This is a genomic window from Stenotrophomonas sp. PvP093 (assembly GCF_017876915.1).
In the GTDB taxonomy this organism is placed as follows: domain Bacteria; phylum Pseudomonadota; class Gammaproteobacteria; order Xanthomonadales; family Xanthomonadaceae; genus Stenotrophomonas; species Stenotrophomonas muris.
Genome location: NZ_JAGIOX010000004.1, coordinates 1,203,316 through 1,223,771 on the forward strand (window position 1 = coordinate 1,203,316; position 20,456 = coordinate 1,223,771).

The 20,456-nt window shown below is 67.9% G+C and carries 17 protein-coding genes and 1 riboswitch; of the genes, 8 read left to right on the plus strand and 9 right to left on the minus strand.

Translation table 11 applies throughout. The features are described 5' to 3' along the window. Positions 1-20 precede the first annotated feature (20 nt). The 3 genes from mtgA (at position 21) to J3A72_RS08125 (ending at position 2,245) form a co-directional block, all read left to right on the plus strand. On the plus strand, positions 21-770 hold the full coding sequence (gene mtgA / locus J3A72_RS08115; RefSeq protein WP_032957384.1) for a monofunctional biosynthetic peptidoglycan transglycosylase: 750 nt from the start codon (positions 21-23) through the stop codon (positions 768-770). 64 nt (positions 771-834) lie between these two features. Beyond that, on the plus strand, positions 835-1,854 hold the full coding sequence (locus tag J3A72_RS08120; protein ID WP_049441325.1) for a glycosyltransferase family 2 protein: 1,020 nt from the start codon (positions 835-837) through the stop codon (positions 1,852-1,854). After that, entirely contained in the window at positions 1,814-2,245 is a 432-nt protein-coding gene (locus tag J3A72_RS08125) for a CBS domain-containing protein (RefSeq protein ID WP_012511858.1), read from the plus strand. The genes J3A72_RS08120 and J3A72_RS08125 overlap by 41 nt, the downstream gene beginning before the upstream one ends. A gap of 483 nt (positions 2,246-2,728) precedes the next feature. On the opposite strand, the gene J3A72_RS08130 is transcribed toward J3A72_RS08125, so the two are convergent. From J3A72_RS08130 to J3A72_RS08145, 4 genes are all read right to left on the minus strand, one after another. Further along, the gene (locus J3A72_RS08130) at positions 2,729-4,702 is read right to left on the minus strand and encodes an AsmA family protein (protein ID WP_075077174.1); all 1,974 of its coding nucleotides are present in this window, start codon (positions 4,700-4,702) and stop codon (positions 2,729-2,731) included. An 82-nt stretch (positions 4,703-4,784) separates the two neighbouring features. Continuing rightward, a complete protein-coding gene (locus tag J3A72_RS08135) occupies positions 4,785-5,423 on the minus strand; it encodes a hemolysin III family protein (RefSeq protein WP_005410682.1) in 639 nt (212 codons plus the stop codon). 160 nt (positions 5,424-5,583) lie between these two features. After that, on the minus strand, positions 5,584-7,188 hold the full coding sequence (locus J3A72_RS08140; RefSeq protein ID WP_014648065.1) for a peptide chain release factor 3: 1,605 nt from the start codon (positions 7,186-7,188) through the stop codon (positions 5,584-5,586). A 66-nt stretch (positions 7,189-7,254) separates the two neighbouring features. Next, a complete protein-coding gene (locus J3A72_RS08145) occupies positions 7,255-8,139 on the minus strand; it encodes a M23 family metallopeptidase (protein ID WP_046432023.1) in 885 nt (294 codons plus the stop codon). 148 nt (positions 8,140-8,287) lie between these two features. Beyond that, a riboswitch (SAM riboswitch) is annotated at positions 8,288-8,406 on the plus strand. Between the two features lie 77 nt (positions 8,407-8,483). Between J3A72_RS08145 and J3A72_RS08150 the strand changes: the two genes are divergently transcribed. The 3 genes from J3A72_RS08150 to J3A72_RS08160 are packed head-to-tail and all read left to right on the plus strand — an operon-like array spanning position 8,484 to position 11,811. After that, positions 8,484-9,515, plus strand: a complete 1,032-nt coding sequence (locus J3A72_RS08150; protein ID WP_014648063.1) for a homoserine O-succinyltransferase — start codon at positions 8,484-8,486, stop codon at positions 9,513-9,515. Beyond that, complete coding sequence (locus J3A72_RS08155) at positions 9,512-10,747, plus strand: O-succinylhomoserine (thiol)-lyase (protein ID WP_046432019.1); 1,236 nt, start codon at positions 9,512-9,514, stop codon at positions 10,745-10,747. The genes J3A72_RS08150 and J3A72_RS08155 overlap by 4 nt, the downstream gene beginning before the upstream one ends. Next, entirely contained in the window at positions 10,744-11,811 is a 1,068-nt protein-coding gene (locus tag J3A72_RS08160; protein ID WP_075077172.1) for a homoserine dehydrogenase, read from the plus strand. Before J3A72_RS08155 ends, J3A72_RS08160 begins: the two co-directional genes overlap by 4 nt. A 110-nt stretch (positions 11,812-11,921) precedes the next feature. Here the strand turns inward: J3A72_RS08160 and J3A72_RS08165 are convergent, their stop codons facing one another. Then, positions 11,922-12,917, minus strand: coding sequence for an alpha/beta hydrolase (locus tag J3A72_RS08165; protein ID WP_075077171.1), 996 nt, complete (start codon positions 12,915-12,917; stop codon positions 11,922-11,924). A gap of 203 nt (positions 12,918-13,120) precedes the next feature. Further along, a complete protein-coding gene (locus J3A72_RS08170) occupies positions 13,121-14,503 on the minus strand; it encodes an L-serine ammonia-lyase (protein ID WP_006464040.1) in 1,383 nt (460 codons plus the stop codon). A gap of 99 nt (positions 14,504-14,602) precedes the next feature. Between J3A72_RS08170 and J3A72_RS08175 the strand changes: the two genes are divergently transcribed. Beyond that, positions 14,603-14,833 carry a glutaredoxin family protein gene (locus tag J3A72_RS08175; protein WP_014648059.1) on the plus strand — a complete coding sequence of 77 codons (231 nt, stop codon included), beginning with the start codon at positions 14,603-14,605 and terminating at the stop codon, positions 14,831-14,833. Positions 14,834-14,952: 119 nt separating this feature from the next. On the opposite strand, the gene J3A72_RS08180 is transcribed toward J3A72_RS08175, so the two are convergent. From J3A72_RS08180 to J3A72_RS08190, 3 genes are read right to left on the minus strand one after another with little or no spacing between them, the layout of a single operon-like run. Next, a complete protein-coding gene (locus J3A72_RS08180; protein ID WP_075077170.1) occupies positions 14,953-15,525 on the minus strand; it encodes a YceI family protein in 573 nt (190 codons plus the stop codon). Between the two features lie 3 nt (positions 15,526-15,528). Then, positions 15,529-16,101: a cytochrome b gene (locus J3A72_RS08185; protein ID WP_032957065.1), complete on the minus strand. Its 573-nt coding sequence runs from the start codon at positions 16,099-16,101 to the stop codon at positions 15,529-15,531. Next, a complete protein-coding gene (locus tag J3A72_RS08190) occupies positions 16,098-16,742 on the minus strand; it encodes a YceI family protein (protein ID WP_014648056.1) in 645 nt (214 codons plus the stop codon). The genes J3A72_RS08185 and J3A72_RS08190 overlap by 4 nt, the downstream gene beginning before the upstream one ends. A 164-nt stretch (positions 16,743-16,906) precedes the next feature. Between J3A72_RS08190 and J3A72_RS08195 the strand changes: the two genes are divergently transcribed. Beyond that, positions 16,907-20,449 (plus strand): ATP-binding protein, encoded by a 3,543-nt coding sequence (locus tag J3A72_RS08195; protein WP_075077169.1) that lies wholly within the window; start codon positions 16,907-16,909, stop codon positions 20,447-20,449. The last annotated feature ends 7 nt before the right edge of the window (positions 20,450-20,456 follow it).

The window sequence follows — 20,456 nt, forward strand, 5'->3', positions numbered from 1 at the left end:
AGAAGAAGGATGCACCAGTAATGGGGGCAGCGGGAGAGCAGCACAAGGTAGTGGCGGAGGTGGCCGCACCGCGCAGGCGACGCTGGCGCTGGAAGCGGCTGCTGTGGCTGCCGGTGCTGCTGGCCGCCTTCAGCTGCCTGCAGGTGCTGGTGCTGCGGTTCATCGACCCGCCGGTGTCCACGGTGATGCTGTGGCGTTATGGCGAGGCGCTGGGCGAGGCGGACTGGTCCTATCGGCTGCATTACCAGTGGCGCGACCTCGACCAGATGGCGCCGAGCCTGCCGATCTCGCTGGTGGCGGCCGAGGACCAGCGCTTCCCCGACCACAATGGCTTCGATCTGCAGGCCATCGAAAAGGCCCGCGACCATAACGCCAGGGGAGGGCGCCTGCGTGGCGCCAGCACGATCAGCCAGCAGGTGGCCAAGAACCTGTTCCTGTGGCAGGGCCGCAGCTGGATCCGCAAGGGCCTGGAAGTCTGGTACACGGTGCTGATCGAGGCGCTGTGGCCGAAGGAGCGCATCCTGGAGATGTACGCCAACATCGCCGAGTTCGGTGATGGTGTGTACGGTGCGCAGGCGGCAGCCCAGAAATACTGGGGCAAGGACGCGGCCCGGTTGAGCCCGGCCGAGAGTGCGCGACTGGCGGCGGTACTGCCGGCACCGCGACGCTACAACGCGGCCGCACCGGGGCCGTATGTGCAGCGGCGCGCCGCATGGATCCAGCGCCAGGCGCGCCAGCTGGGAGGCGCGTCATACTTGTCGGAGGACTGAGGCAGGCGTGGCGTGAGCGGCGGGCGACGGGTCGTGCGCCTGGCCGGCAATGTACAATCCGGGCATGACCCGCGAACGGCTCACTTTTGTCATCGCCGCCTACAACGAGGCCCTGGCATTACCGCTGCTGCATCCACGGCTGTGCGCGGTGCTGGACGGCATGCCCGACATCGACGGCCACATCCTCTATGTGGATGACGGCAGTCATGACCGCACCTGGGAGGTGATCGCGGGGTTGGCCCAGGCTGATGCGCGCGTCTCGGCGCTGAAGCTGTCGCGCAACTTCGGCAAGGAGGCGGCGCTGACCGCGGGCCTGGATCTGGTGCACGAGGGGGCAGCGATGATCCTCGATGCCGACGGCCAGGACCCGCCGGAGCTGGTGCCGCAATTCGTCGCGCGCTGGCGCGAGGGCCATGACAACGTCTACGGCACGCGCATGGCCCGCGATGGCGAGTCCTGGATCAAGCGCGCCACGGCAGCGATGTTCTACCGGGTGATGGGTCGCCTGTCGCGTACGCCGATTCCGGCCGATACCGGAGATTTCCGCCTGCTGTCCCCGCGCGCGCTGAGCGCCCTGCGCGGGATGCGTGAGCGCCACCGTTTCATGAAGGGGCTTTTCAGCTGGGTAGGCTTCAAGCGGATTGCCGTGCCCTATCACCGCCACGCGCGCGTGGCCGGCACCAGCAAATTCAGCCTGTGGCGGCTGTGGAATTTCGCCCTCGAAGGCATCACCGGCTTCTCGACTGTGCCGCTGCGGGCTGCCACCTACCTGGGACTGGCAACCGCCGCAGTCGCGTTCGTGTTCGGCCTGTGGGTGATCGTGAAGGCGGCGCTGTATGGCGACCGGGTGGCGGGTTGGCCGACGATGATGGCGGTGATCCTGTTCCTGGGGGGAGTGCAGTTGATCGCGCTGGGGCTGGTGGGAGAGTACCTGGGGCGGCTGTACGAAGAGTCCAAGCAGCGGCCGTTGTACCTGGTTGACGCGTGGCTAGCATCCGCCGTGGCAGACTCGGCCCTGCAACCCACCCTCGGAGGGCAGGCAGATGACGACGGTACGGCAGCTGTTGGATGGCAAGTCTCCTGAAGTACATGCGGTCGCGCCGGACGCGGCGGTGATCGATGCGATCCGGTTGATGGCGGAAAAGGGCATCGGTGCGGTACTGGTGATGGACGGGCCGCGGCTGGTCGGGATCCTGTCCGAGCGTGACTACGCGCGCAAGATCGTGCTGCGTGATCGTTCATCGCGCGATACCGCGGTGGCGGAGATCATGACGGCGCAGGTGGTGACGGTGTCGCCCGGTGAGCAGGTGGAGCATTGCCTGCAACTGGTGACCGACTACCGCATCCGCCATCTGCCGGTGGTGGAGGGCGCGCAGGTGCTGGGGGTGATCTCCATCGGTGACCTGGTGAAGTCGGTGATTGATGCGCAGCGGCGCGAGCTGGACCAGCTGCAGCAGTACATCGTGGCGGGGTGAGGTGTTCACCGGCGGGCCTGCGGCCCGCCGGCCCGCCAACAGCAAGTGCAGAAGCAGAAGCGGCGCCTTCCTGATACGTCGGAGAGGCGGAGGGCATGGGCGTGCAGGACACGCCGCAAGTACGTCCCTGTAGGCTCGATGGCACCATCCATGGCGCCAACGGTCCTGCACGCCCATGCCCTCCGCCTCTGGAAACATTTCCGCGAGCGCGGTGCGTACATGCGCGGTGCCTCGCCTTTGGTAGCCGCCAACCTTGGTTGGCAACAGCTTTTGACTTTGCTTTTTTTTTTGACTTTGAATTTCCGCTCTCGTTCCGCGCGCGCAGGAAACTGTCAGGAGGGGGACGGGTGACGCAGGCAGGACCGTTGGCGCCATGGATGGCACCATCGAGCCTACAGGGACGTACTTGCGGCGTGTCCTGCCTGCGTCACCCGTCCCCCTCAAGCCACCATCAATGCAGGCGCCGCGAACAACGCTGTAACCCTACTTCGCATACTGCCCCCCGCAGTCGGCATCCTTGCCCGGCCCCAGTTCGATGGTTGCCAGCAATGCCGCCGGCGGGGCGATGCTGCCCAGTGCCAGGGCCACCGCGCCGCGGATGCCCAGCGCCTTGAAGTCCGGGCGGAACGACGGGTCCTTGAAAGTGCCGGCGATGTGCAGTGGCGAGCGCAGCACCAGGATGCTCTTGTCCTTCGGGCGTGGCTTCAACAGCAGGTCCAGGCTCTCGTCGCGCAGGCTGACCGTGCCTTCGCCGATGAGGATCGTGTCGGTGGTATCCACCGCCAACGCCTGGCTGGTCATCAGGCCGTCGCGCACGCCGAAGTCGGCGAAGGCGCAACGCAGGGGGATCTGCTTGTCGCCGGTCACCAGGAATTTCAGCGACTCGGTGATGTCCAGGCCGGCCAGTTCCATCACCAGGTTGCCGACATGGCCACGGCCCATTGCCAGGCCGACCTTGCCGCTGCTGCTGCCGAGCATCGCGGCGATCGAATTGCCGCGGCCACTCAGGTCCACCTCGCCGCCGATGCCACCCTTGGCCTGTTCGGCCAGCTTGGCGTCGGGGAACAACTGGCCAAGCTGCACGCCGCGCACACTGGCCTTCAGCGCGGTACTGATCTGCGGCTGGCGCGCGTCCATGCGGATCGTGCTGCGGATGTCGCCGCCAGCGACGCCGAAGTTCAGTGGGTCCAGCCGCAGCACACCGTCGTCCAGCAACAGGTGTGCATCCATGTCGTCCAATGGCAATGACGGCGCGTTGATGCGGTGGGCTTTCCAACGCACGTCGGCATCCATCGCACGCAGCTTGCCGAGGTTGTAGGGCGTGTCCGGCAACACACGCGCACGCGCGGCGACCCGTGCGGCCTCGGCCTTCTGCTCTGCATTGGCGGTTTCGCCGCCGCCGGTCTTCGGTGGCGCACCGACGAAGCCGGCCAGGTCATCGAAGTCCAGGCGTCTGGATTCCAGCGTGGCGGTCAGTCGCGGGCGCGCGCCTCCCACTTCGAACTGCAGGTTGCCACCGAGGTCGCTGTCGCCGACCTTGCCGGTGAACTGCTCGTAACGCCAGAGGTCGTGGTCACGCTTGAGCCGACCATTCAACGCGTAGGGCGGGGACGGCGGAATGGCGATGCCGAGCAAGGGGTAGAGGTCGGCCAGGTCCTGGCCGCTGAGCGCGAACTGCAGGTCGAACACGCGCAGCTGGAAGGGATTGGTCAATGTGCCGCTGGCGACGGCGTGGGTGGCGCCAGCGCGACCGTCGAGGTGGATGCGGAACGGGTGGCCGCTGTCGGTCAGCTCCAGCGGTGATTCAGTACCACCGCGCAGGGTGAACGGATTGCCCTGCCAGCGTCCCTTGCCCTGCACCAGCAGCGGTGGCGCCGCGTCGGCCTGTTTCGGCTGGCCGCTGCGCACGTCCACGCGGATATCGGTGCGGCCGAGCGCATCGAGAAACTGCAGGCGACCGTCATCGACGCGCAGCCGTTTGAGCTGGGGGCTGGTCCCGCCGGCGCTGTCACCGAGGAAATCCCAGTTGCCCGGTTCGCCCTTGCGCGGGGCGGTTTCCAGCAGCACGTCCGGCCGGGTCAGGCGCACTTCGGGCAGCTGCACGCTGCCGCGCAGCAGGGGCCAGACCCGCACGTCGATCTCGACGCGGTCGGCGCTGGCCATATCGGGTTGTTTCGCCCAGCTGGCATTGGCGAAGGTGACCGCATCGGCGCGGATCGTGCTGGTGCGGCCGAGGTCGACATCAAGGTTCCCGATGTGCAGCACGCGGCCGGTGCGTGCCTGCACCGCGCGCTCCACCGGCCCCTTGAACCAGTTCCAGTCCCACAACGCGATCAGTACCAGGATCGCCGCCAGCAGGAAGATCAGGATCGTGAGCCAGCGCCGGCCTCGTGGGCCGGGGCGGCGGAGGCGCCAGCGGGGCGTGCGCTTTGCGGCAGGGGAGGCGGCAGCATTCACGCTGCCATGGTTGCCCCCTCTTCGTGGACAGGGCGCGAAGCGACCATGTGCATGGTGTGCACGCGCTGCCGTCGAGCGGCCGTTACAGCACCTGCATGGTGACCGCGACGAAGTGGCAGACGCTGCCGCCGATCACGAACAGGTGCCAGATGGCATGCGAGTACGGGATCGATTCACGGTGGTAGAAATAGGTCCCCAGCGTGTACGACAGGCCGCCGGCGAACAGCCAGGTGAGGGTGCCGCCATCGATCGAGGCCCACATCGGCTTGATCGCCACGACCACCAGCCAGCCCATGGCGATGTAGATCACCGTTGAGAGCACCTTGAAGCGGCCGGTGTAGAACAGCTTGAACACCACGCCGCCCAGCGCCAGCGCCCAGATCGCGGTGAACAGGCCCCAGCCCCACGGACCGCGCAGGCCGATCAGGGTGAACGGGGTATAGGTGCCCGCGATCAGCACATAGATCGCGCAATGGTCGAACACCTTCAACCGGCCCTTGGCGACCGGATGCTGGATGGCGTGGTACAGCGTGGAGGCGGTGTACAGCAGCAACAGCGCGATACCGAATACGATCGCGCTGGCCAGCTGCCAGCCGTCGCCGTAGATCGCCGCCAGGGTGATCAACACCGCGCTGGCTGCCAGGGCGAATACCGCGCCCAGGCCATGGGTCAGGGCGCTGGCGATTTCTTCACGGATCGAAGCAATGGACGTCGTGGACATGGCGTAGGCATTGTTCGCGGGGAGGGGGACCCGCACCCCCCTATCATCGCCGCGATGGGCGATGCGTGCACGCCTGTCACCGTATGGTGGGTGAATGTCTGCCTTGCGTTGGCTGGGGTCAGAGCCCTTTCCTGCCGGAAAGGGATCCGACCCCGTGGCATCAGCCTGCCGAAACGGTATGCGCCGCTTCGCGGGTGGCAGAGAAGCGCACATCCGGCGAGCGTTCCTGGGCCAGCTGCAGGTTGACCCGGGTCGGCGCCAGGTAGACCAGGTGCCCGGCGGCATCCAGCGCCAGGTTCAGCGCGTTCTTCTCGCGGAACTCTTCCAGCTTCTTCTCGTTGCTGCAGTGGACCCAGCGCGCAGTGGTCACGCTCACCGGCTCGAAGGTGGCTTCCACGCCGTACTCGTCCTTCAGGCGGTAGGCGGCCACGTCGAACTGCAGCACGCCGACCGCACCCAGGATCAGGTCGTTGCTGGTCAGCGGGCGGAAGAACTGGGTCGCGCCTTCCTCGGACAGCTGGGCCAGGCCCTTCTGCAGCTGCTTGAGCTTGAGCGGATCGCGCAGGCGGGCGCGGCGGAACAGTTCCGGGGCGAAGTTGGGGATCCCGGTGAAGGTGACCGCTTCGCCTTCGGTGAAGGTATCGCCAATGGAGATGGTGCCGTGGTTGTGGATGCCGATCACATCGCCCGGCCACGCCTCGGCGGCGATCTCACGGTCGCTGGCCATGAAGGTCAGCGCGTTGGCCAGCTTCATTTCCTTGCCGGTACGCACGTGGAAGGTCTTCATGCCGGCGCTGAAGCGGCCCGAGCAGACCCGCATGAAGGCCACGCGGTCGCGGTGCTGCGGGTCCATGTTGGCCTGGATCTTGAACACGAAGCCGGTCAGCTTGTTTTCTTCCGGGGCGATCTCGCGGCCGGTGGTGGAGCGCGCCTGCGGTGCGGGTGCGTGTTCGACGAAGAAGTCCAGCAGCGGCTGCACGCCGAAGTTGTTGACGCCCGAGCCGAAGAACACCGGCGTCTGCTTGCCCTCGCGGTAGGCCTGCAGGTCGAACGGGTGGCTGGCGCCCTGCACCAGTTCCAGCTCGTCGCGCAGGTCGGCCAGCATCTGTGCACCGATCTTCTCGGCCAGGCCGGGAGCATCGATGGACGGGAAAATGGTCGAGTCCTGGCGGGTGAAGTTGCGGCCCGGTTCGTACAGGTGCACTTCGCCGGTCAGCAGGTGGACCACGCCCTTCAGGCGCTGGCCCATGCCGATCGGCCAGGTGACCGGCGCGCACTGGATGCCGAGCACGGTTTCCACTTCATCCAGCAGCTCGATCGGGTCCTTGCCCTCGCGGTCGAGCTTGTTGATGAAGGTCATGATCGGGGTGTCGCGCAGGCGGCACACTTCCATCAGCTTGATGGTGCGCTCTTCCACGCCCTTGGCCACGTCGATCACCATCAGCGCCGAGTCCACCGCGGTCAGCACGCGGTAGGTGTCTTCGCCGAAGTCGGCGTGGCCGGGGGTGTCGAGCAGGTTGACGATCTTGCCTTCATACGGGAACTGCATCACCGAGGAGGTGACGGAGATGCCGCGCTCCTTTTCCAGCGCCATCCAGTCGGAGGTGGCGTGGCGGGCAGCCTTGCGGCCCTTGACCGAACCGGCCATCTGGATCGCGCCCCCGAACAGCAGCAGCTTTTCGGTCAGCGTGGTCTTGCCGGCGTCAGGGTGGGAAATGATGGCGAAGGTGCGGCGACGCGACGCTTCGTTGGCGACTTCGGACATGGCAGTGGCGCCCGCCCGGGGCGCTTTTCAAAGAGATAAGCGCCCGATTATACCGGCCGGGGGCGGTCAGCGCCCGGTACCGCCTTCGGCCTCGCCCTGGCGGGCGAACTGCAGCTGGCCCTGCTCGGCGAAGATGCGCACCGGCACCGAGCGCAGGCCCATGCCGCGATTGACCTGCACCACGAAGTGCAGGTGCGGGGCACTGCTATAGCCGCTGTTGCCAGACAGGCCGATCGGCTGTCCGGCCCCTATCGCCTGGCCACGACGCACGCGCATGCCGCCGGCCTGCAGGTGGCCGTACAGCGCCATGCTGCCGTCGCTGTGCAGCACGCGGATGAAGTTGGCGCGGGCACCATCGCGTTCGCGGTCCTGGCCGTTGCCACGGAAGCCATCCTGGATCTGCATCACCGTACCCTCGCGCGCGGCCAGCACCAGGGTGCCCTCCGGCAGTGCGAAGTCGACCGCGTCGCGGTTCTCCTCGTCGTCATGGCTGAATCGTCCCTGCGGCGCTTGGTCCACGCGCAGGCGCGCCGCATCGAATGGCAGGCGGTAGGCGACATCTTCGGCCTGTGCGGCCGGGTTGCCCGGCACCGACTGCAGGCGCAGATCCAGCATGCGGCCATCGATCGGGGCGGGCAGGTGGCCGACTACCAGGCTGCTGTCGCCCTGGATCAGCGACTCGACCGGGAGGCCTTCGACCGGGTGCCCGGGGGCGGCGCGCAGCTGGATCTGCAGCGGCCCTGCCAGCCCGTTGTCGATCCGGGCCTGCCATTGCGTACCGACCGGCTGCAGGCGCAATTGGGCCATGGGGGCGGCGCCCTCGGCACTGCCTGCGCGGGTGGCCGGGGCGGAAGGGGGAGCCAGTCCCCAGCCCTGGCGCCAGTCGCCGGCGTGTGCGGTCGCGCTCGCCAGCAGAGGCAGCAGCAGGCAGGACAGGGGCAGGCGCGACATCGGCGTTTCCAGCGGAATGGACCGCCCGGACTGTACCCGATCCTGAACAGGGCGACCGGGACGGCCTTCGCATAGCTGTCCCAAGAATATTCATCGCTTTATCCGCATGAAGGGATTGACAGTGCCGGAATGGGCTGGCATCGTGGCCCCACCATCGAGACCGGCAGAGGGACAGGCCCTTTGAAGCCGGGGCAGCCCGCAGGCGCGCAAGCGTCTGCGTAGGTGCCAAATCCTGCGGGGACCGTGGCGTCCACCGAAAGATGGTTCGAACCATGCACCACACGTGCATCTCGAACGCGGGCCCCGCGAAGGCTCGATGGCCGATTCCCCAACCGGATCCCGCCATGAGCTTCGCCGCCAGTACCGCCATTCGCCCCGAACCCTTTGTCCCCGTCAGCGTGCCGGTCGAAGACCGCGTGCATGCCGAGCGCGGTGAGTTCGCCGCGGTGCTGTCGATGCGCCACGCCGGCCCCAGCCCGGTGCGCCTGCGCTATGAGTGGGTCGGTCCGGCCAATGCACCGGTGGTGGTGCTGGCCGGCGGCATTTCCGCCCATCGCCACGTGGCGTCCAACACGCAGTTCCGCGAGAAGGGCTGGGCCGAAGACCTGGTGGGCAGCGGCCGCGCGCTGGATCCGCAGCAGCTGCGCGTGCTGGCCTTCGACTTCATCGGCGCCGACGGTGCACTGGATGTGCCGATCGATACCGCCGACCAGGCCGATGCCTTGGCGCTGCTGCTGGACCATCTCGGCATCCGCACGCTGAAGGCCTTCGTTGGCTATTCGTATGGCGCGCTGGTCGGCCAGCAGTTCGCGATCCGTCATCGTGCCCGCGTGCGCCAGCTGGTGCTGGCCAGCGGTGCGCACCGACCGCATCCGTATGCCGCCGCCTGGCGCGCATTGCAGCGCCGCGCGGTCGCGCTGGGCCAGCTGCAGTGCGGCGAAGACCACGGCCTGGCCCTGGCCCGGCAGTTCGCCATGCTCAGCTACCGCACCCCGGAAGAGTTCGGCGAGCGCTTTGATGCTGCGCCGGAGGTCATCAATGGCCGCGTGCGCGTGGCTGCCGAAGACTATCTCGATGCGGCCGGTGCGCAGTACGTCGCGCGCACGCCGGTGACCGCTTACCTGCGCCTGTCCGAATCAATCGACCTGCACCGCGTCGATCCCACCGCGATCCTGCCGCCGACCGTGGTGGTGGCCGTGGAGGGCGACCGCCTGGTGCCGCTGGCCGACCTGGTCGGCCTGGTCGAAGGGCTGGGCCCGCGCGGCAGCCTGCGCGTGCTGCGCTCGCCCTATGGCCACGATGCCTTCCTCAAAGAAACCGATCGCATCGATGCGATCCTCGCCACCGCCTTCCGCACTTCTGGAGAGTCCGCATGAGCCTGCACGCCAACGAGCCGTCCTGTAGTCGTACCACTGCCGCCGTCCGTGCCGGCATCGATCGGGACACCGCGCATGGCGCGGTCACGCCGCCGATCGTGCTGTCGTCGAACTTCAGTTTTGAAGGCTTCGGCAACAAGCGCCAGTACGATTACACGCGCAGTGGCAACCCGACCCGCGACCTGCTGGGTGAAGCGCTGGCCGAACTGGAAGGCGGCGCCGGCGGCGTCATCACCGCGACCGGCATGGGCGCGATCAACCTGGTACTGAACGCGCTGCTGCAGCCGGGCGACACCCTGGTGGTGCCGCACGATGCCTACGGCGGCAGCTGGCGGCTGTTCAACGCGTTGGCAAAGAAGGGCCACTTCGAACTGGTCACCGCCGACCTGACCGATCCGCGAGCGCTGGCGCAGGCGCTGGCCACGCAGCCAAAGCTGGTGCTGGTGGAAACCCCGTCCAACCCGCTGCTGCGCATCACCGACCTGCGCTTCGTCATTGATGCCGCGCACAAGGCCGGTGCCCTCGTGGTGGTCGACAACACCTTCCTGTCACCGGCGCTGCAGCAGCCGCTGTCGTTTGGTGCGGACCTGGTGCTGCATTCCACCACCAAGTACATCAATGGCCACAGCGATGTGGTAGGTGGGGCGGTGGTCGCGCGCGATCCGGCGCTGCACGAGCAGCTGGTGTGGTGGGGCAACGCGCTGGGCCTGACCGGTTCGCCGTTCGATGCCTTCCTGACCCTGCGCGGCCTGCGCACGCTGGATGCGCGCCTGCGCGTGCACCAGGAAAACACGGCGTCGATCGTTGCCCTGCTGGACCAGCATCCGGCGGTCGGCGCGGTGTACTACCCGGGCCTGGCCGATCACCCGGGCCACGCCATCGCCGCGCGCCAGCAGAATGGCTTCGGCGCGATGCTGTCGTTCGAACTGGCGCACTGCGCCGGTGATGATCCGCATGCGGCGGTGCGTGCATTTGTGGACGGGCTACGCTGTTTCACCCTGGCCGAATCGCTGGGCGGCGTCGAAAGCCTGATCGCACATCCGGCCACGATGACTCATGCGGCGATGACCGCCGAAGCGCGTGCAGCCGCCGGCATCAGCGAAGGGCTGCTGCGCCTGTCGGTCGGCATCGAGGCCGAGCGTGACCTGCTGGCCGATCTCGGCGCCGCGCTGCAGCGCGCCGAAGCGGTGATCGATGCGGCCGCCCGCCGCAAACAGGTGGTGGACGCATGAGCGCACTCGCCGCTGACATTCCTGCGCTGGGGGTGGGACGCCTGGCGCTGCTCGGTACGGGCACGGTCGGTTCGGCCTTCGTACAGCGCTACCAGGCGCTGCAGGCACGCGGGTTGGAACTGCCCAGCGTGCAATGGCTGGCCAACTCGCGCACCGCGCTGGAGATCGATCGCGACCTGGCGCTGCCCTTGGAACTGGCACGTCGAGCCCCCCGCGATGGCCACAGTTCGCCACCATGGGCGAGCGCCGAAGGGCTGGAGCGTGGCGACGTGGTGGTCGATGCCACGGCCAGTGAAGACGTGGCCGCCCGTCACGTGCAATGGCTGGCGCGCGGCGTGCATGTGGTGACCGCCAACAAGCTGGGCCGGGGCGCGCAGCTCGCCCGCGCGCAGGCCATTGCCGAAAGCTGTGTCGACAGTGGCGCGCGTTATGGCGACAGTGCCACCGTTGGTGCCGGGCTGCCGCTGTTGAGCAGCCTGCGCGCGCTGGTGGCCGGTGGCGATCACATCCATGCCATCGAGGGCGTGCTGTCCGGCTCGCTGGCGTGGCTGTTCCATCGCTATGACGGCCAGTCGCCGTTCTCGGCGGCGGTGCGCGAGGCGCTGGCGGCCGGTTATACCGAGCCAGACCCGCGCCTGGACCTGTCCGGCGAGGACGTGCGCCGCAAGCTGCTGATCCTGGCGCGCAGCAGCGGGCTGGCGCTGGATGCGTCGCAGGTACAGGTGGATTCACTGGTGCCCGAAGCGCTGGCAGCGTTGCCGCTGGAGGATGCCGTGGCTGCCTTGGAGCAGCTGGATGCGCCGCTGCAGGCGCGTTGGCAGCAGGCACGTGACAACGGCCGCGTGCTGCGTTTCGTTGGCCGTGTTGACAGCGAAGGTGCGCAGGTGGGCCTGCGCGAACTGCCGGCGGATCATCCGTTGGCGCAGGGTGCCGGCACCGACAACCGCGTGGCCATCCACAGCGATCGCTACCGCCACCAACCCTTGTTGATCCAGGGACCGGGTGCCGGCGCGGAAGTCACTGCGGCTGCGTTGCTGGATGACGTGCTGCGGATCGTGGGTTGATCGCATTGTTCCTGTAGCGCCGAGCCCACGCTCGGCTGCTCCTGACAGAACCCCGGTCCTGCCGCATGAGCCGAGCGTGGGCTCGGCTCTACAGAGGGCACGCCTGCCGGTCAGCGGGACTTCAGGGCCTTCAACAACGCGCTGTTGAACTGCTTGGGGTCCTGCACCTGCGGCGAATGGCCCAGTTCGGCGAACTCGACCAGCGTCGCGCCGGGAATCGCTGCGGCCGCTGCTTTGCCCAGCACCGGATAATTGCCCAGCGTCGCCTTCACCGCAGGCGGCGCCAGGTCGCGCCCGATCGCGGTGCGGTCCTTCTGGCCGATGAACAGCGTGGTCGGCACCTGCAGGTGCTTCAGTTCGTAGACCACCGGCTGGTTGAACACCATGTCCGAGGCCAGCGCCTGGCTCCATGCAACGGCCTGCTTGCCCGGGCCTTCGTACATGCCCGACTGCATCCGCGCCCACGGTTCGTAGGCCGGTTTCCATTTGCCGTCGTAGTACACCTCCAGCTGGTAGCGGCGGATGCTGTCATAGCTGATGTTCATTTCGCCGGCGTACCACGCGTCGACGCTGCGCCAGGGGACGCCCAGCGCCTTCCAGTCTTCCAGCCCGATCGGATTGACCAGCGACAGGCTGCGCAGGTCCTGCGGGAACATCAGCGCGTAGCGCACCGCCAGCATGCCGCCCATCGAATGACCGACCAGGTGCACCGGGACGTCACCCAGTTGCAGCTGTTGCAGCAGGGCATGGGTGTTGGCGGCCAGCTGCGCGAACGAATATTGGTAACGCTCGGGCTTGCTGGATTTGCAGAAGCCCACCTGGTCCGGGGCAATCACCCGATAGCCGGCGGCGACCAGTGGCTTGATCGATTCCTTCCAGGTGGCGGCACAGAAGTTCTTGCCGTGCAGCAGCACCACCACGCCGATGGGTGCCTTCTTCGGCGCGATGTCCAGGTAGGCCATCTCCAGCGGCTGCCGCTGCGATTCCAGCGCGAAGGTCTTCACCGGATAGGCGTAGTCGAAACCCTCCAGCCGAGGCCCGTAGGTGGGGGCGGCCAGGGCGGCCAGCGGAAGGCAGGCAAGCAGGGCGGCAGCGATCACGCGCATGGGGCAATCCGGGGTGGGGAAGCCCCGAGCCTAACCGGAACGCGGTGACGGTGTCGCCCGTACGGACAAGGGTGACCGGGTAGAGTCGACTGTTGGTCGACTGCTCTTCCCTCAGGCCGCGGAAATCCCGCGCTGCGCGCGATGGTCGACTGACAGTCGACTCTACCTGTGGCCCGTCGCCATCGCGCCGGAGCCGGTCGCCCTCAGCACTCGATGACGTTCACCGCCAAGCCACCGCGGCTGGTTTCCTTGTACTTGTCCTGCATGTCGCGGCCGGTATCGCGCATCGTCTTGATGACCTTGTCCAGCGACACCTTGTGCTTGCCGTCGCCACGCATCGCCATGCGCGAGGCGTTGATCGCCTTCACCGCGCCCATTGCATTGCGCTCGATGCAGGGGATCTGCACCAGCCCGCCGATCGGGTCACAGGTCAGGCCGAGGTTGTGTTCCATGCCGATTTCCGCGGCGTTCTCGATCTGGCTCGGGTTGCCCCCCAGCGCCGCGACCAGGCCACCGGCCGCCATCGAGCAGGCCACGCCCACTTCGCCCTGGCAGCCCACTTCGGCACCGGAAATCGAAGCGTTTTCCTTGTACAGGATGCCGATCGCCGCCGAGGTCAGCAGGAAATCGAACACGCGCTGTTCGTTGGCGCCGGGGCAGAAGCGGTCGAAGTAATGCAGCACCGCCGGCAGTACGCCGGCCGCACCGTTGGTCGGTGCGGTCACCACGCGGCCACCGGCAGCGTTCTCTTCGTTCACTGCCAGTGCGTACAGGTTGACCCAGTCCAGCGTCGTCAGCGGATCGCGCATCGCCGCTTCCGGCTTCGACGACAGCTCGCGGTACAGCGCCGGTGCACGACGGCCGACCTTCAGGCCACCCGGCAGCACGCCCTCCTCGCGGATGCCGCGGGTGACGCACGACTGCATCGCGCTCCAGATCTCGCGCAGCTGGGCGCGGATCTCGTCTTCGCTGCGCCAGCACTTTTCGTTCTCGAACATCAGCTGGGCGATGCTCAGGCCGCTGCGTGCGGTCTGTGCCAGCAGCTCGTCGCCGCTCTTGAACGGGTAGGGCAGCGGGGTTTCATCGGGCACGATGCGGTCATCGGCTGCGTCGTCCTGGTTGACCACGAAGCCACCACCGACCGAGTAGTAATCGCGGGTGGCGATCACTTCGTCGTCGGCGTTGTACGCGGTGAAGCGCATGCCGTTGGTGTGGTAGGGCAGCTTCTGGCGCTTGTTCATGCCGAGATCGCGCTTCTCGTCGAAGGCGATCTCGTGCTGGCCCATCAGCTGGATGCGCTTGCTGCTGCGGATGCGCTCCAGGGTGGCCGGAATGATGTCCGGGTCGATCAGGTTAGGCCGTTGGCCTTCCAGGCCCAGCAGGATCGCCTTGTCGGTGCCATGGCCGCGGCCGGTCAAGGCCAGCGAGCCGTAGACATCGGCGCGGATGCGCGCGACCTCGTGCAGGCGACCCGGGTCGAGCAGCCAGCGATGGATGAATCGCTCGGCGGCCTTCATCGGTCCGACGGTGTGCGAGGAGCTCGGGCCAATGCCGATCTTGAAAACGTCGAACGTGCTGACAGCCATGGATGCCAAACTGCGGGTACCGGACAAGCGGCTATTCTAGCGGCTTGCCGGGCCATCCGATGGCTGCGGCGCAGCATTTCCGCCACGGGAGCCTGACTGGTGCTGACCCTGATCCAGCGTGACGATTGCCACCTGTGCGACCTGGCCCTGGCCGAGCTGGCCAAGGCGCGGGCGCCGGAGTTCGAATCGGTGTTCCTGGATGACCAGCCGGCGCTGGAAGCGCGCTATGGCACGCGGGTGCCGGTGCTGCGCGACGAGCGCGGCGAGCGCGAGCTGGACTGGCCGTTCGATGCGGCCACGGTGCAGGCCTGGTTGGCCGTCGATCAGTAGTGCCGGCCGCTGGCCGGCAACCCCTCTGTTCCCGGTGATGCCGGCCAGCGGCCGGCACTACCGGATGCGTTGCGATGCCCGGTGATGCCGGCCGCGGGCACGGCATCACCGGATGCGTCTTATTTCGCGTCGAACTTCACGATCGTGCTGATCGCGGTGTCGTCCGGAATGGTCTTGGTATCGGCCCAGTCACCGCCGCCGACGCCGAAGTCCAGGCGCTTGACCGTGGCCTTGCCGGTCAGTACCGGCTGGGTGCCCGGCTTCCAGCTGAAGGTCAGGGTGACCGGCTTGCTGACGCCGCGCAGTTCCAGGGTGCCATCGGCGGCGAACTGGTCGTTGCCCACGGCGCGGAAGCCCTTGGCGGTGTAACGCGCGGTGGCGAACTTGCCGACATTGAAGAAGTCGGCGCCCTGCAGGGTCGAGTCACGGTCGCTGTTGCCGCTCCTGGCGCCTGCCAGCGGAATCACTACATCCAGCGAACCGGCGGCCGGGTTGGCCGGGTCGAAGCTGAGCTTGGTGGCGAAGCCCGGGAAGCTGCCGGTGAACACTTCGCCGTCGTACTTGCTGGCGAACACCAGGATCGAGCCGGCACCGGGGGCCTGCGCATACTCCGCAGCGAGCGCCGGGGCGGTGGCCAGCATGCCGGCCAGGGCGGCAGCCACGGCGGCCGGAGTGGTCAGTTTCAGGTTCATCGGTCAGTCCTTCTGAGGGGAGGCGAGCCAGCCGCGCGGCAACATGCGGGACAGCGTTGCATCGCGCTGGAACAGGTGGTGGTAGAAGGCAGCGCCGGCATGGGCCAGCACCACCGCGATCAACAGCCAGAAGCCGTATTCGTGGAGGGCATGGGACACCGCGACGACCTGCGGGTCGGGGCCGCTCAGCTTGGGCACGTCGACCAGGCCGAACCAACGGAACGGGCGCAGGCCACTGGCCGAATCGTACAGCCAGCCCGACAGCGGAATGGCAAACATCAGCACGTACAGCAGCACGTGGGTGGCACTGGCGATGCGTTCCTGCCAGCTGGGCACGCCCGGCACCGGCTTCGGCGCACCGGCATACAGGCGCCAGCCGAGACGGAACAGCACCAGCGCCAGCACGGTGATGCCGATCGACTTGTGCGCGGTGTAGACCCAGAAGTACTTGGGCGTCTTGGGCAGTTCGCCCATGGTCAGGCCGACCACGCCCAGGGCGAGGATCAGCAGTGCGATCAACCAGTGCAGGAGCTGGCTGACACTTCCCCACGCGGCGGGGGTGTTCTTGGCGGTCATGAAGGGTCCTTGGGGGCCGTCGTGTGGTCGGAGTGTGGAACGGGAGCGGGAGTTCCCGGGGCGTCGCTGCGGTCGAGGGTGGCTTCGGCCTCGATCCGCACCTGTACCGCATCACCGATGACCCCCGGCCAGGCGGTGATGCCGAACGCGCGCCGGCTCAGCGTCGTGCTGGCGGAAAACCCGGCGGTGCGTCGGAATGGAGGGAGCGGGTAGCGCTTGAGCGCGTTGAGGGTCACGTCCAGGGTGACTTCCTGGCTGACCCCGCGCAGGGTCAGCGTGCCGATCACATGCGCACGCTTGGCGTCGATCGGTTCGACCCGGCTGGAGACGAAGCGTGCGCTGGGGAATCGCTCGCCATCGAGCAGGCTGCGGGCCAGCGTGGCCTGGTTCCACTTGGCGTCGCCAAGGTCCAGACGCGACACCGGAATGTCCACTTCCAGGGTGGCGTCGCGCCAGTTGTCGGGATCGAACAGCACGCGGCCCTCGCTGCCGGACACGGTGCCCATGGCCTGCGAGTAGCCCGCGTGATCGATGGAGAACAGCACCCGCGTGTGCACCGGATCGAGGCGATAGGTGTCGGCGGCCGCCCAGGCAGGGGCGGTGGCAAGCAGCATCGGCAGCAGGGCCAGGCAGGGACGCATCGATGGCGGGCTCCGGAAGGTGACGCTGTGATCATACGCACAGCCCCCTGCCAACGTTGCGTGCATGGCTGCAACAGTTCGTGGTGGTGCCGCCGCTGGAAACAGCCTGTTGCAGCCATGAACCCGGCCCTGTGTGACAATCGGCCCAGGACAGGGGGTTCAGGATGACGAGCGGCTGGCGCCGGTGGTGCCGTGGCATCGCAGGTATGGGACTGCTGCTGATGGCGATGGCCACGGCGGCTGCGACCCTGGACATGGCAGAAACACCGCGCCTGCGCCGCTTCGGTGCCGCCGAAGGCTTGCCGTCACGCATGGTGGTGGCGCTGGCCGAGGATCGCCAGGGCCACATCTGGGCCGCCACCGATGGTGGACTCGCCCGTTATGACGGCAACAGCCTGCGGGTCTGGGAGCACGATCCGGAACAGCCGGGCTCGCTGCCCGGCAACGAGATCGAGACCCTGCTGATCGATCCGCTGGACCGGGTCTGGGTGGGCATCAACGGCAAGGGCGTGGCCCGCCTGGATGCCGACCGCGAGCGCTTCCGGACCTTCGACACGGTCAATTCCACCTGCCAGGGGCAGTTCTGGGCGCTGGCCTATGTCGACAACGCCTTGTGGATCGGGACCAACAACCATGGCGTCTGCCGGCTTGGCGAGGACGGCAGCGTGCGCCTCTACACCCATGACCCGGCGCAGCCGGGGGGCCTGCCCAGCAACAGCATCTTCACCAGCCTGGTCGATGCGCAGGGCCGCCTGTGGCTGGGCACCGAAGCGGGCGTGGCGCGTTGGAACGGCAGCGGATTCGAGCCGGTGGCCGCGCGGGAACTGGGCACGCTGAGCGTGCTCCGGTTGAGCCGGGATGCGGAGGGTTCGATCTGGGTCGGCAGCCAGAACGATGGCCTGTACCGCATCGATGGGCAGGACCGGGTCAGTCGTCCGCGATGGGCCGACAGCGCCCAGCTGCGCTCGGCCCTGGTCCTGGCCGATCGCCAGGGGGGCTACTGGGCTGGCACCTCCGATGGCCTGTTGCGGGGGGATGCGGCGGCGCTGCGCCGGCTGGAGGGCGACCGCGGCAGCGGCTTCCTGACCGCGCACAGCGGTGTGCTCGATCTGCTGCAGGACCACGAGGGCGGATTGTGGGTGGCGCTGCTGACCCAGGGCCTGGCCTATCTGCCACCGGACTGGCGGCGCTTCTCGATCTGGAACCAGCTCGACGGCAAGCCGCTGGACAGCCAGTACCTGTTGAGCGCGGCCAGCGATGGGAAGAACTACTACGTCGGCTCGGCGCGAGGGGTGTACCAGCTCGATGCGCAGGGCACCCTGCGCCTGCTGGCCAGCGACCGGCAGCTCGGCAGCGGCGTGGTGTGGTCGGTGCTGCCGCGCCCGGATGGGCGCCTGTGGCTGGGACGCGGCGGCCGCATCACCGTCTACGATCCGGCTACCGGCGCGCTGCGCGATCTGCGGATCGATGGCAGTGCCGACCTGCGCCAGCGCATCGACCTGATGCGGCAGGCGCCTGATGGCACGGTGTGGGTGTCGGTGATGGGCCTGGACCTGCAGCAGCGCGATGCAGAGGGCCGGCTGCTGCACCGCTATCCGCTGGAGCATTTCCGCGGGACCGCCGATGCGCCGATCGAGCAGATCCGCTTCGACGCCCATGGCCGGCCCTGGGTGATGGGTGACATGGGCATCTGGCGCGAGCAGGCTGGACGCTTCGAGGCAGTACCGGGCGTTTCGCGCGGGCCCATCTACGACCTGGTGTGGATCGATCCGCAACAGTTGTGGCTGGCGCGCCAAGGCGCGTTCGAGCGCTACCAGTGGGATGGCATGAGCCTGCGCCTGATCCAGCGCATCGATGGCAGTGCAGGCGTGCCGCCGGTCACCATGGGCGGGCTGGCGCTGGCCGGCAACGGCCAGCTGTGGGCGACGACGCCGCGCGGCCTGCTGCGTTGGGACCCGAAAACGCGGCGCCTGCAGCAGTTCAACGAGCGCGATGGACTGTCCGATGCGGAGTTCACCGGCCGGCCACCGGCAGTGAATGCAGATGGTCGCGTGCTGGCCGTCACCCAGACCGGGTTGGTTGCCTTCGATGTGAATGCCGACGACACGGTGCTGCCTTCTTCATCGCTGGTGATCGCCGAAGTGCGCGTACGCCGCGACGACGCGCGCGGCTGGCAACCGTTGCCGCTCACCGGCACCCTGTTGCTGGGACCGGATGACCGCGATCTGCAGATCGATGCGCGGCTGCTGTCCTATGCCAGCCCGCAGGGCAACCGTTACCGCTTCCGCGTGCAGGGCTATGACCAGGACTGGGTGGAGCAGGGGGGCGATGGCCAGCGCACCCTGTCGCGGCTGCCGACCGGCAGCTACGTCATCGAGGTGCAGGCAGCGACCGCCCGGGGCGCGTGGACGCCTTCGCAGCAGTTGCAGGTGAAGGTGCTGCCGCCGTGGTGGCGCAGCGGCATGGCGATCTTCGGTTACATCCTGCTGGGGTCGCTGCTGCTGGTGGTCCTGGTCTGGTCGGTCCGCGCGCGGCTGCGCCGTCGCCAGCAATGGCAGCTGACGGTGCACAAGCAGCAGCTGGCCGAGCAGGCCTCGCAGGCCAAGAGCCGTTTCCTGGCCACGCTGGGCCACGAAGTACGCACGCCGATGACCGGCGTGCTGGGCATGAGCGAACTGCTGCTCGCGACTCCGCTGGATCCGGTGCAGCGTGGCTACGCGGGGTCGATCCAGCAGGCCGGCAGCCATCTGCTGCGGCTGGTCAACGATGCGCTGGACCTGGCCCGCATCGAAGCCGGGCGGCTTGAGCTGGATCTGCGTCCGTTCGACCTGGAGGAACTGCTTGACCAGGTGCAGGGCCTGATGCAGCCGATGGCGCAGCAGCGCCAGCTGGAATTCCGGCGCGGTGAAAACCCGGCAGGGCCGGTCAGTGTCAGCGGAGACGAGATGCGCGTGCGCCAGATCCTGCTGAACCTGCTCGGCAACGCCATCAAGTTCACCGAGCGCGGCCACGTCGGCCTGGCCGTGCGCCTGGAAGAGAAGGGCGGCCTGTGTTTCGAAGTGCATGACAGTGGCCCGGGCATCAATGCCGAGCAGCAGCAGCGCCTGTTCCATCGTTTTGAACAGGCCGACGGTCCGCGCACCGCGTCGCGCTACGGCGGCAGTGGCCTGGGACTGGCGATCTGCCAGGAACTGGCGGTGGCGATGGGGGGGCGTATCGAAGTGGACAGCCAGCCTGGCAAGGGGGCGCGGTTCCGCGTGCGCCTGCCCCTGCCCTGGACGCGCCAGGCCGCCGGCACCGCGGGCGAGGTGGCGGCCCTGCCGGAACTGCCGCCGCTGCGCATCCTGCTGGTCGAGGACGACGCCACGGTGGCCGAGGTCATCGCCGGCCTGCTGCGGGTGCGCGGGCATGAGGTGGTCCACGTGCTGCATGGCCTGGGTGCGCTGTCGGAGATCGCCACCGATGGTTTCGACGTCGGCCTGCTCGATCTCGATCTGCCCGCGCTGGACGGTACGGCCATCGCCCGCCAGCTGCGCACCATGGGCTATGAACTGCCGCTGGTGGCAGTGACCGCCCGTTCCGATGCCTACGCCGAAACCCAGGTGCTGGCCGCCGGCTTCGATGGCTTCCTGCGCAAGCCGGTGACCGGCGACCTGCTGGTGGCGGCCATCGCCCAGGCGCGTGCGAAACGGCAGGCGACTGCGTGACTGTGCC

Excerpts from the sequence above, each read along its gene's own strand:
- mtgA (WP_032957384.1), top strand. The coding sequence starts at position 21 with ATGGGGGCAGCGGGAGAGCAGCACAAGGTAGTGGCGGAGGTGGCCGCA.
- J3A72_RS08120 (WP_049441325.1), top strand. The coding sequence starts at position 835 with ATGACCCGCGAACGGCTCACTTTTGTCATCGCCGCCTACAACGAGGCC.
- J3A72_RS08125 (WP_012511858.1), top strand. The coding sequence starts at position 1,814 with ATGACGACGGTACGGCAGCTGTTGGATGGCAAGTCTCCTGAAGTACAT.
- J3A72_RS08135 (WP_005410682.1), bottom strand. The coding sequence starts at position 5,423 with ATGTCCACGACGTCCATTGCTTCGATCCGTGAAGAAATCGCCAGCGCC.
- J3A72_RS08140 (WP_014648065.1), bottom strand. The coding sequence starts at position 7,188 with ATGTCCGAAGTCGCCAACGAAGCGTCGCGTCGCCGCACCTTCGCCATC.
- J3A72_RS08145 (WP_046432023.1), bottom strand. The coding sequence starts at position 8,139 with ATGTCGCGCCTGCCCCTGTCCTGCCTGCTGCTGCCTCTGCTGGCGAGC.
- J3A72_RS08150 (WP_014648063.1), top strand. The coding sequence starts at position 8,484 with ATGAGCTTCGCCGCCAGTACCGCCATTCGCCCCGAACCCTTTGTCCCC.
- J3A72_RS08155 (WP_046432019.1), top strand. The coding sequence starts at position 9,512 with ATGAGCCTGCACGCCAACGAGCCGTCCTGTAGTCGTACCACTGCCGCC.
- J3A72_RS08160 (WP_075077172.1), top strand. The coding sequence starts at position 10,744 with ATGAGCGCACTCGCCGCTGACATTCCTGCGCTGGGGGTGGGACGCCTG.
- J3A72_RS08165 (WP_075077171.1), bottom strand. The coding sequence starts at position 12,917 with ATGCGCGTGATCGCTGCCGCCCTGCTTGCCTGCCTTCCGCTGGCCGCC.
- J3A72_RS08170 (WP_006464040.1), bottom strand. The coding sequence starts at position 14,503 with ATGGCTGTCAGCACGTTCGACGTTTTCAAGATCGGCATTGGCCCGAGC.
- J3A72_RS08180 (WP_075077170.1), bottom strand. The coding sequence starts at position 15,525 with ATGAACCTGAAACTGACCACTCCGGCCGCCGTGGCTGCCGCCCTGGCC.
- J3A72_RS08185 (WP_032957065.1), bottom strand. The coding sequence starts at position 16,101 with ATGACCGCCAAGAACACCCCCGCCGCGTGGGGAAGTGTCAGCCAGCTC.
- J3A72_RS08190 (WP_014648056.1), bottom strand. The coding sequence starts at position 16,742 with ATGCGTCCCTGCCTGGCCCTGCTGCCGATGCTGCTTGCCACCGCCCCT.
- J3A72_RS08195 (WP_075077169.1), top strand. The coding sequence starts at position 16,907 with ATGACGAGCGGCTGGCGCCGGTGGTGCCGTGGCATCGCAGGTATGGGA.